Annotated in this window: 12 protein-coding genes; all 12 read right to left on the bottom strand. The window is 56.2% G+C overall.

Going from position 1 to position 10,092, the window contains the following annotated elements; genetic code table 11:
- Window positions 1-603: sigma-70 family RNA polymerase sigma factor (locus VMU57_RS00360; protein WP_325379618.1), on the bottom strand; the 603-nt coding region annotated here is incomplete at its 3' end.
- 66 nt (window positions 604-669) lie between these two features.
- Window positions 670-2,745 carry a flagellar biosynthesis protein FlhA gene (gene flhA / locus VMU57_RS00355; protein WP_325379620.1) on the bottom strand — a complete coding sequence of 692 codons (2,076 nt, stop codon included), beginning with the start codon at window positions 2,743-2,745 and terminating at the stop codon, window positions 670-672.
- A gap of 44 nt (window positions 2,746-2,789) precedes the next feature.
- Window positions 2,790-3,935, bottom strand: coding sequence for an EscU/YscU/HrcU family type III secretion system export apparatus switch protein (locus tag VMU57_RS00350; protein ID WP_325379616.1), 1,146 nt, complete (start codon window positions 3,933-3,935; stop codon window positions 2,790-2,792).
- Complete coding sequence (locus VMU57_RS00345; protein WP_325379614.1) at window positions 3,932-4,714, bottom strand: flagellar biosynthetic protein FliR; 783 nt, start codon at window positions 4,712-4,714, stop codon at window positions 3,932-3,934. Before VMU57_RS00345 ends, VMU57_RS00350 begins: the two co-directional genes overlap by 4 nt.
- Window positions 4,715-4,721: 7 nt before the next feature.
- Window positions 4,722-4,991: a flagellar biosynthetic protein FliQ gene (locus tag VMU57_RS00340; protein WP_325379612.1), complete on the bottom strand. Its 270-nt coding sequence runs from the start codon at window positions 4,989-4,991 to the stop codon at window positions 4,722-4,724.
- Between the two features lie 26 nt (window positions 4,992-5,017).
- On the bottom strand, window positions 5,018-5,701 hold the full coding sequence (fliP, locus tag VMU57_RS00335; RefSeq protein ID WP_325379610.1) for a flagellar type III secretion system pore protein FliP: 684 nt from the start codon (window positions 5,699-5,701) through the stop codon (window positions 5,018-5,020).
- A 206-nt stretch (window positions 5,702-5,907) separates the two neighbouring features.
- Window positions 5,908-6,201 carry a flagellar biosynthetic protein FliO gene (locus VMU57_RS22890; RefSeq protein WP_414648581.1) on the bottom strand — a complete coding sequence of 98 codons (294 nt, stop codon included), beginning with the start codon at window positions 6,199-6,201 and terminating at the stop codon, window positions 5,908-5,910.
- Between the two features lie 53 nt (window positions 6,202-6,254).
- Complete coding sequence (locus VMU57_RS00330) at window positions 6,255-6,602, bottom strand: FliM/FliN family flagellar motor C-terminal domain-containing protein (RefSeq protein ID WP_325379608.1); 348 nt, start codon at window positions 6,600-6,602, stop codon at window positions 6,255-6,257.
- 39 nt (window positions 6,603-6,641) lie between these two features.
- Complete coding sequence (locus VMU57_RS00325; RefSeq protein ID WP_325379606.1) at window positions 6,642-7,106, bottom strand: flagellar basal body-associated FliL family protein; 465 nt, start codon at window positions 7,104-7,106, stop codon at window positions 6,642-6,644.
- A gap of 259 nt (window positions 7,107-7,365) precedes the next feature.
- Window positions 7,366-8,595: a flagellar hook protein FlgE gene (locus VMU57_RS00320; protein ID WP_325379603.1), complete on the bottom strand. Its 1,230-nt coding sequence runs from the start codon at window positions 8,593-8,595 to the stop codon at window positions 7,366-7,368.
- A gap of 79 nt (window positions 8,596-8,674) precedes the next feature.
- The gene (locus tag VMU57_RS00315) at window positions 8,675-9,016 is read right to left on the bottom strand and encodes a flagellar hook capping FlgD N-terminal domain-containing protein (RefSeq protein ID WP_325379601.1); all 342 of its coding nucleotides are present in this window, start codon (window positions 9,014-9,016) and stop codon (window positions 8,675-8,677) included.
- A gap of 60 nt (window positions 9,017-9,076) precedes the next feature.
- Window positions 9,077-10,092 (bottom strand): hypothetical protein (locus VMU57_RS00310; RefSeq protein ID WP_325379599.1); only part of this gene is annotated, 1,016 nt, incomplete at its 5' end.

Genomic DNA, 10,092 nt, shown 5'->3' with positions numbered 1-10,092 from the left:
ATATGCCAGCTCCTCATCGCCTGAATCCTCCGACCGCTCCACATGCAAGCTACCGATCTCCAACCCCTTCAGATCGCCGAGCAACTGCTGATACTCCGCCAGGCTCAACTCCATCTGACCCGCAATCTCCTGCTCGGATGGTGCGCGTCCCACTCTTTGCGTGACCGAGCGAATCGCCTCTTCCACTGCTCTGCCTTTTCTCCGCAGTTCTCTCGGGCTCCAATCCAGCGTTCGCAGCGAGTCGAGGATGGCGCCGCGAATCCTGAACTGCGCGTAGCTTTTGAACTGCACCTTTTTGTTGTGATCGAACTTGGAGAAGGCATCGATGAGGCCCACCACGCCGGCGGAGATAAGATCGTCCAGCTCCACATGCTGCGGCAGGCGCTCGTGAATGCGCCGCGCCAGATATCGCACTGTCGGAAGATGCTCCATCAGCATCAGATCGCGATCCACTCCAGTCTCGCCTTCGCCTTCACCCACAGACTGATCCTTGGCCGTGAATGGAATAAAGAACGCCGCATCTGTGATTGCCTTATCGCAGAGCAGTGCTCCTTTTGACACTCCATGCAACACCTCTACCGGAACCGAACTCCCTATGCTCATCACTTCCTCCGTATCCTTCTCTGCCTTCCGTGCTTTCATCTCTCGTCACCCGAACTTCATACGTCCTTAGCCGACGGTTCCCATACTTCGCACACGAATCTCGCTGGGTATCTCGACCGGAGCCAGTACTGTCACCTTTGGTAGAAACGGCTCCAGCCAACGCCGCACATGATAGCGGGCTGGACTTGGACATAAGAGCACGGGAAGTGCCGAGGTCGAGGCGCCTCCGGTTAGGCGTTTCACAGATTCCACCAGCCGTCGCATAAAGTCTGCGGGCATGTTTCCTGTTCGCGCACCATCTCCCAGCAACAGAGCGCTCTTCGCGTCGAACGTGTTCAGCAGATCCGTTTCAAGGCCAGGTTCCAGCATCAACACGCGCAGGCTGCCCTCTCCATCGAGCAGGGGATGTACGAGACTTCGCCCGAGCGACTGGCGTACGGTCTCCACCAGATGAACGATGTTCTTCGACGTCTGTGCCGCTTCTACGAGGTACTCAAGAATTGCTCCAATATCGCGGATCGAAACCTGCTCGCGCAGCAACTGCTGTAACACTCGTTGGACCTCGCCCAGCGTCATCAGCTTCGGCACCAGTTCTTCTACTAGCTTGGGATAGCTCTCGTTCATACTGTCGAGCAGGCGCTTGACCTCCTGTCGTCCCAGCAGCTCGTGCGCGTAGCGGCGAATCAACTCTCCCAGATGGGTGCCGATCACTGTCGTCTGATCGACAACCGAATATCCTGCTGCGAGCGCCTGCTCCTCCAATCCAGGCTGAATCCATCGCGCCATGACTCCAAAGGCAGGCTCTCGCGTCTCTACACCTGGCAGCGCGCGTGCTTTCGGGTCTGCATTTACCGCAAGGAGGCAGTTCTGTTCCGTCTGCCACCGCGCTATCTCGATGCCGCGCAGACTCACCACATACTCACGCGGCTTGAGACGAAGATTGTCCGTAATGTGTATCGGGGGAACGATAAATCCGAGCTCGGTCGCAAGATGTCGTCGCAACGCTCTCACCCGGTTCAGCATCTGGCCGCCCTGCTTCTCATCCACCAGTGGAATAAGCTGGAAGCCAATCTCGAGCGTGAGCTCATCCATCTTCAGCAACGATGCCAGGTTTTCGCCCTTGGTCGCATCGGCAGCCTTCCCCTTGTCCTTGGCAGTTCCCGCTTCCTCAGCGGCTTCTTCTGCGAGCAGGGATTCGTCACTCTTCGCCTCCGGCAGCTTGCGTGCAATCAGGGCAACACCGACTGCCATCAGCACAAACGACAACTTCGGCAGGCCCGGGATGAGAGCCAACGCAAGCAACACGCCGCAGGCAATCCAAAGCGTATTTCTCTTGCGAAGCAACTGCGTTCCCAGCTCTGTATCCAGTGACCCCGACGACGACGCACGCGTCAATACGATGCCGCCTGCGATCGATACCAGCAGACTCGGAATCATGGTCACAAGACCATCACCTACCGTAAGAATCGTGTAAGTCTTAACTGCGGTTGACAGATCGGCGCCCTGCTGCAGCACTCCAATCAACAACCCTGCGATGATATTGATCGCGGTAATCAGGATGGTCGCCATCGAATCGCGCTGATTGAACCTCGCGGCACCGTCCATCGCTCCATAAAACTCCGCCTCGCGCGCAATCGCCTGCCGCCGTTTCCTGGCACCCTGTTCGTCGATGAGTCCAGCATTCATATCGGCATCGATTGCCATCTGCTTGCCCGGGAGCGCATCCAGCGTGAACCGAGCGGTGACCTCGGCGGTTCGGACCGCGCCATGGCTGACCACGAGAAACTGGATTGCGATGAGAGCAAGAAACAATACGAAGCCAACGACATAATTTCCGCCGACGACAAACTGTCCAAAGGCCTCAATTACCGCACCGGCGGCGTGCGTCCCCTCATGTCCGTGTAACAGAATTCTTCGGCTGGATGCGAGGTTCAATGACAGCCGGAACATCGTCAACAGCAGAAGCAACGTAGGAAACACGGAGAAGTCCACCGCGCGCCGCACCTGGACCGCCGTCAGAAACACAATTACCGATGCCGTGATCGACGCCGCCAGCAATAGGTCCAACACAAAGCTCGGCACCGGAATCAACATGACGAACACCATGCTGATCGCCGCCACCGGCAGCAGCAGCGGCCGCATCTTCGATGCTTCCCACGTACCGCTTTTCTTCGTCAAGGCTTCACTCACATCCCACCTCCATAGCCGCGCAATCCAATCAAGCCAGCCGCTACAGGACGCCGTGCAGCTTCCTGTGCTTGTTGCTTCTGACGATCACGCCTTAGCCGCTCTTCTACTTTTTGGCGATACAGGTATGCCAGAATCCCGGCCACCGCCGCATACAACTCAAATGGAATCGATTGCCCCGGCTCGACCGTTCGATAGAGACTTCGTGCCAGCGGAGGGTTTTCAATGATCGGAATGCCCGCCCATCGGGCCTCTTCGCGAATTTCCGCAGCAAGCAGATCTCTTCCCTTCGCCAACACGGTGGGCGCCTGCATGGTCTCGAAACTAAACTCCAACGCCACCGCATAGTGAGTTGGGTTCGTGATGACGACAGTGGCACGGGACATGTCGGCTTTGACTTTGCGCTTGCGCATCGCCCGCTGTATCTGCCTCACCCTGCCCTTGACCTGTGGATTCCCCATCGCATCCTTCATCTCTTCACGCAGTTCCTGCTTGCTCATCTTGAGCCGCTCATTCCAGCTTCTCCACTCGATCGCATAGTCCAGTCCAGACCACGCGAGCGTGATCCAGGCCGCGTCCAATGCAAGGCTGTATGCCGTGGAAAAGGTCGAGGACAAACGCAGCAGGCTCATCACCGGCATTGGCAGCATCAAGGTCTTCAGTGCGCCCCAGCCGAGCACCACCATGGCAGCGGCAGGCACCAGCGACTTCACAACCCGCGTCGCAGACTGCAAGCTGAATAAATGCCCCAGATTCGTAACTGGGTTGAGTTTTGTAAACTTCGGCTCAATTGCGCTGGGGTGGATCTCCACCCCTCCCACCTGCGCTACTCCGGCAATCAAAGCTCCGGCAAAGCTCGCAGCCAGCACCAGACCTACGGGCAGGAGCGCTGGCTCAAGCATCTGCCGAATGGCCTCGTTCCATCGCTGCTCGCCGTTCACTTCCCCAACCGCCGCGGAGCGGATGCTCTCCGCATATACCTTGCCCCAGCCTGCTACAAACCCATGCGCGGTCGCTCCAAGCATGAGCACGCCGCCAAGCATAGCAATCGCCGAAAGGAGCTCGCGGCTGCGAACGCTATCTCCCTGCTCTTTCGCTTTCTTCTTTCGCTGCGGGGTGGCTTGCTCTGTTCCTTTTTCGCTCATAGGCTTGTCATCAACCTTCCTGCCGCATCGAGTAGCGCAATAAAGTGGCGCTCGATCCATCCCGGCCATACGGCCAGACTCCCGATCAGTACGGCATAGGAGACCATCGTTTTAAGCGGAATACTCATCACCATCGCCGGAAGCTGAGGCGACAGTCGTCCCACAAGCGATATGGTCACTTCGACAGCAAGCGAAGCTGCAATGACCGGCGCTGCCAGTTGCAGCCCGGCCAGAAAGATGCCACCAGCCATCATGGCTAATGCCGCTCCGGTCTTTGCTTCAATGACTCCCTGCCCCACCGGTACCGTGCGAAAGCTTCGCACCACTGCGGCAAGCAAACTGCGGTCCAGGCCGGCGCCAATAATCACAAGGATCCCAAGCCAACTGAGCATCTGCCCCAGGACAGGCGTTTCGATCATCGAGTTCGGGTCCATCAAGTTGACCAACGAAAAACTGAACTGCATTCCCAACAGCATGCCGGCAAACATCAGGGCTTCATTAAGCAACATCAAGGAAAGACCGAAGACCAGCCCCACGCCCAGTTCGCTTAGGACGGAATGCGCATCGAGCGTAATCTTCAGATTCGGGATCGCGGCCACGGCCGGCGTCAGCAGCACCGTCATTGCAATCACAAATCCTGCCTTGATGCGCGGCGCGATGGCCGCCGAAGAAAACAGCGGGGCAAACACCATTAATCCGCTGAGCCGGATCATGACCAGCATCCCCGCAATGAGGTACTGTGGGGCGTCGAGGACTAACGGGCTTGTCTCAAGATTCATGCTTTCTCTATCCCAGATACTTGTGAAAGTCTGTGAACATTCGCACAGTGAAGCTCACCAGTCGATGCACCATCCAAGGCAAGGTCGCCATCGTCACGAGGAAGACAGTGACTAACCGGGGAACGATGGTCAGGGTCTGCTCCTGCACACTGGTCAGGGTCTGCAGAAGGCTGACCACAAGGCTCACCAGGCACGCAGCCACCAGCAAAGGCGCGCTCAACACCATCGCCTCCATCAGCACTCTTCTCATCATCTCTACGGTCTGGTCAGGTCCCATCGTCGCCTCTTGCCAAGTCTCGAAGCTCAAAAACTTTTAATCAGCTGATGGGCAAGCAGGTTCCATCCATCAACCATCACGAACAGCAAAATTTTCAATGGCGTAGAGATCACAACAGGTGGCAATTGCATCATGCCCACAGATGTGGTGACACTTGCGACCACTAGATCTACGAGAAGAAAAGGAAGGAACAACACAGCACCAATTTGAAAGCCCGCTTTCAGCTCGCTGAGAATATAGGCAGGCACAACGACCTGAATGGGAAGATCGGCCCTTGACTGGGGCCGGGTTCCAATCCCCGCCGCCGCGAAGACTTCCAAGTCCTTCTCGCGCGCGTATCGCAGCATGTATTCCTTGACCGGAGCAAGGCCGCGGTCCATCGCCTCTGTGCCGGAGATAGTTCCCTGCTGATAAGGAACGACAGCTACTTGTTCCACCTTCAATAAAACTGGCTGCATCAGAAACCAGGTCATCATCAACGCAAGCCCCATCAAGATCTGGTTGGAGGGCGCGGTCTGCGTTCCCAATGCCTGCCGCAGAAAATGAAAGACTACAAGCAGGCGCACCATCGGAGTGATTGAGAGGAGAAGCGCCGGCAATAAGGTCAAAAGCGTGAGCCCTAAGACAATGGACCATGGCACGCTTCTATTTGCTGCAATGGCCTTGGAGATGGAGTCATCGCCGTTACCGACGCTCGATCTCTTCTCCACCTCTTTGCCCGCGCCCGTAGTGAAGGCAACGCGCCTCTGCGCAGCCTTCACTCGCTTTGGCGCATGATTCACCCAAAATGATTCCGGCGCCACAATCATGCCGGCCATTGGAGCGCTGCTAAGGCGCTGCGCATGCAGCGCGGGCGTAATCACGCTCAGAATCGCGAATAACAAACAAAACTTATTGATTCCACGCGCTAAAGGCATCACCCATCCACCTTCACCGTGGCATCCCGGGAGTGCTCCCCCTGAACCCTCACGATTGACTCGATTCCCTCGAAACTGCCCCCCACCAGGAACAGCTCCCCTGCGCAACTCACCAACATCAGACTCCGTTTTCCACCCAGCGGCAGCGTCTCGAGAAGATGCATCTGTTTCGTGGCGGCTTGACGTTTCGCACCTGCCCCGCTCAGGCGACCGAACAGCCACCCAGCCAGACCCGCTGGCGAGGATGAAGCTTTTGTTCGACCGACACGTACTGTACCTTGCAGAGAATGCATCTTCACTCCGTCTCGAATCTCAGAATCGTTTACTGTCTTGAACTCATGTATTGCTAAACCAGCCTGGTCAGCCTCAACGCAATCTTCTGGTCCACTACTTCAAACTCCGTCCAGCCCAGTTGAATGTCGCCTACTCTCAATGGAACGTCCTCCGTGTCCGGGAATGCGCTCTCGAATACCTGGCCTTCGGCCAGGCGCAAAAGATCCTGCACCTTAAACCGAATGAGCGGTATTTCGACAGCTAACATCAGGTCCAGCCGGCATAACTTTGGCCATGCGGGGTGCTCTTCGATCTTTGACATCCAAGGAGCTTTAGGACCGGCCACGACTCCTGAGTCATGCCCAAACTTAGCCGTAACCTGATCGGTAATCTCTGTCTGTTCCATCGCTCTTTCCGTCATCTCACCTCCTTGTTTGTTCATCCGAAGATTGGATCGCTGTTACCGCTGCACAAGAAAATCAGTGAAGAGGATCTTCTTGACCTTGATGACAGGGTTGTTTTGGTTGAACTCCTTCAGCAGCTCAGCCTTCAGAGCTTCTTTTCCATGCGGCGACAATAAGTTGCTGGCCGTTTGCTGGCCAAGCACGGTCAGGGCAGTGTCACGAACCGCCGCGACTTCGTCTTCGCCGCTTTTGTTGGCAGAGTCTTTAGAGTCCCTGGTCGTGGCGGCGTCTTCCACCTGTAAGGTGATCGACACCTTCGCATAGGTACTCCCATCTGGATCTGCCAGGTTTACAAGAAGCGGATCGAGCGCCAATAGATGGGTGTGCCCATCAGCTGCGGCCAAACTCTTCGGTGCTGCGCCTTTGCGCAGCGACAGTCTTCCAGACCTCGCAAGAAAGTACAGCGCTCCGCCGAATGCGGCCGAGGCAATCACGGCTCCGGCAACTACCGCGACCAGCAAAGACGCGATAGAACGCCTGACTGATCCTGGCGCGAGAGAGTTAGCAGTCGGCGAGCTTGCAGCAACTTCGGAAAGTGGACTAGAGGTAGCCATGATGCTAACCATGTTGCAAGCCGATTGCCACTTCGTACATGCAAACATTAGCCAATCTTCACGATCGACCCGAGAGGTAGCAGCGCATGCTGGGTCCAAACCAGAAGCGGACACGGAATCGACGATCCGATTCCATGTCCGCTAGTTTTAGTCTTCGTGGATTAGCTTATCGGATCATGGAGAGCGTGTCCTGGGTCACCGTGTCGAAGGTAGTGACTGTCTTGGAGTTCGCCTCGAAGGCGCGCTGCGCGACGATCAGGTCTGCGAATTCGGAGGAGATATCCACATTGGATAACTCCAATGCGCTGTCTGTTATCGTTCCGCGAGAACCCGTCCCGGCTATCCCGATATTTGCCTGCCCCGAAGCTGCGGTGGTCATGTAGTTGTTGTTGCCCGTGACAACCAACCCCTGGTCGTTTGCCACGGTAGCTACTGCAACCTGACCAACCACCTGTGATTGGCCATTACTGTAAGTAGCTGTAATGATTCCGCTCGAGTCAACTCCGAACCCGTTGTAAACGCCGCTTGGAAATCCATCCTGCCCGCTTCCACTGCCTGCCGAAGCTGCTGTCGTTTGAGAGATGGTCGGATTGCCACTCGAATCATCAAGGTTCCAGTTGAAGCTCAGATCGGTCGCCCCATTCGGCAGACCGGGAAAGCTGATGCCAGCCAAGCTTCCAGTCGGCGAGACAAGCTTGCCGCTCGAATCGAACGTAAGCGTTCCAGTAGTATTTGTCGCTGTCCCCGTATAATCTCCTGCGGGTAATGACGCGGTGTAGTCCCAGGTATTCGCTGCCGTTTTAGTAAACGACATGGTGAGTTGATGCGTTTGACCCAGCGAATCGTACACCTGTACGGGAGTTGAAAAGGTGGTTCCCGTCGCCGCACCGGCATTCAGATTTGCTGTCAGCGAGAAATTTTGTGTTGCCTTTGCTGATTCGGTAGCTCCCGTCGGTAGCGTCAGTGGAGCAAGCGAGCTGCTACCGCTGATGACCCCATTCACAGCACTGTACCCCATCACATTTTCACCTTCTGTTGTGATGAGATTTCCATTGGAGTTCAGCTGGAAGTCCCCCGCCCGCGTCAGCGACTGAACACCGTTTTGCTGTACGACGAAGAAGCCGTCACCGCTCAAGGCCATGTCTTTGGTATTGCCCGTCGGGTCGACACTTCCCTGCAGATAGCTAGTGGATGTGCTGGCAACCTTGGTACCGACGCCTACCTGCAGGGCATCGTTCGCTCCGTTCTCTCCGATCTGTTGGTAGAAAAGATCCTCAAAGTTTGTAGTCTGCTTTTTGAACGCCGTCGTATTAAGGTTCGCCAAATTATTTCCAATAGTGTTCAGTGCCACCGAGTCTGCGGCCAGACCACTCAATGCCGTTGAAAATGATCCCATCGTCGTTCTCCTCGTTCTTGGTTTAGCTTCAGTTATGGTTATCCATCAAGACCAGTCCCGCTCTCACCGCCGTTCAAATCTAGGAACTGGAAGTGGAAGTTGATGAGGTCGCCGGTGTCAGATCCTGATTGATCGAGATCAATTGCTGCAAACTGTTAACGCCGACCAGTTGCTGAATATAGGCATTTGGGTCGGTCGGCTGCGTGGGGTCCTGGTTCTTCAATTCTGTTACCAGCAGCGTCAGAAAATCACTCGAGGTAATCGTTGCACCGCCAGTAGCTGTACTGCTGGTATTGCTGGATGCCGCATTGCTTGTTGCGGCTGCGTCTTTCGCTGTAGCTCGCGGCGACAGGGCAGAAGCGACAGTAGTTGCCGCGTTGGCTCCTGCTCCCATAACCGAATTCATGTCGGACACATTCATCTTTGCTCTCCTCAGTTAGCTTTTATTGGACTTCTCTATGCGTGCCACGGACACCTGTCGTCACGCCCTCACACTCAACCAGCCGCCTCCTTGTACATGTGAGGTCGAAGAAAATATCTCATCCTCCCCCACCGCTCCAAGGCTGCTGTAAGACACACTCGTACCTGCATGAGCAGGCGTTGGATTCGCCAAGCTTTGCCGACCCTCCCTCCCTTGGCTTCCACTCTGCTGAGCCTGCCTATGTTCTCCGCCGCTGGTTCCTGCGAAGGTTCCGCGAGTATCGGGACCACTTGCCGGCATCGGCTGAACGACGACTGCGTTCACCGCGACATGCTCACTCTTCAAGTAAGCCGCCAGGGATGGGAGCTCTCGGTGCAACATCTCCTGTCCCGCCGACGAAGACGTAGACAAAGAGGTATTGACGCTGCCCCCATCGGCCATCTCAGCGCGAATCTTAAGCCACCCATGCGTTCCGTTGGAGACGCCCACCTCAAGCGAAGTGGGTGTAGCCGCCAAGGTCTTATGTGCCGCGTCCACCGGGGCCGAAGTATCGTTAAAACTCTGACCCGCCTGCGCAGTCGCAACTGCATGAGAGATCGTCTCTGTCGTATGAAGCCCCACACCGGCATTGTGTGTCAGTCCGCTGCCAGGGGCAACGCCAGGCGTGGAACTTGAGGCCACGGACATGGCGCGAAGCTGACCACCATCTGCCGCTGAAACTGCTGTACTTTGTGATTTGGATTTGTCAGCATCCGGATTGGCAGCAATCACCATCTCCGGCTTCGTCCCATCAGTCTCTGTTTTTTGCGAGAGCGGATTCGCTACAGAAGAGCCAGATGTTTTGACAGTGTTCCCATCCGGCTTTCCTGTACTGGCAGCTGCTTTGCCGTTCTTCCCATTCGCAGCGACCGCGATTCCAGCGCTTCGACCGGAGATGACAGCGGAGGTGGACAGCAACACCTCGGGCTCTGCATCTCCCGCCACGGATGGTTGTACGCCAACCGGATTCACGAACACTTGAGCCGAAACTGAAGGTTGAAACTCGACAGCAGCCGCACTCTCGGCTATACCTGCCT

This window comes from Edaphobacter sp. (assembly GCF_035532915.1).
Classification (GTDB): Bacteria; Acidobacteriota; Terriglobia; order Terriglobales; family Acidobacteriaceae; genus Edaphobacter.
This window is presented reverse-complemented; position numbering and strand designations above follow the sequence as displayed.

What these genes read in the sequence shown, in the direction of transcription:
- flhA (WP_325379620.1), bottom strand. Translation starts at nt 2,745, where the DNA reads ATGCGGCCGCTGCTGCTGCCGGTGGCGGCGATCAGCATGGTGTTCGTC.
- VMU57_RS00350 (WP_325379616.1), bottom strand. Translation starts at nt 3,935, where the DNA reads ATGAGCGAAAAAGGAACAGAGCAAGCCACCCCGCAGCGAAAGAAGAAA.
- VMU57_RS00345 (WP_325379614.1), bottom strand. Translation starts at nt 4,714, where the DNA reads ATGAATCTTGAGACAAGCCCGTTAGTCCTCGACGCCCCACAGTACCTC.
- VMU57_RS00340 (WP_325379612.1), bottom strand. Translation starts at nt 4,991, where the DNA reads ATGGGACCTGACCAGACCGTAGAGATGATGAGAAGAGTGCTGATGGAG.
- VMU57_RS22890 (WP_414648581.1), bottom strand. Translation starts at nt 6,201, where the DNA reads ATGCATTCTCTGCAAGGTACAGTACGTGTCGGTCGAACAAAAGCTTCA.
- VMU57_RS00330 (WP_325379608.1), bottom strand. Translation starts at nt 6,602, where the DNA reads ATGACGGAAAGAGCGATGGAACAGACAGAGATTACCGATCAGGTTACG.
- VMU57_RS00320 (WP_325379603.1), bottom strand. Translation starts at nt 8,595, where the DNA reads ATGGGATCATTTTCAACGGCATTGAGTGGTCTGGCCGCAGACTCGGTG.
- VMU57_RS00315 (WP_325379601.1), bottom strand. Translation starts at nt 9,016, where the DNA reads ATGAATGTGTCCGACATGAATTCGGTTATGGGAGCAGGAGCCAACGCG.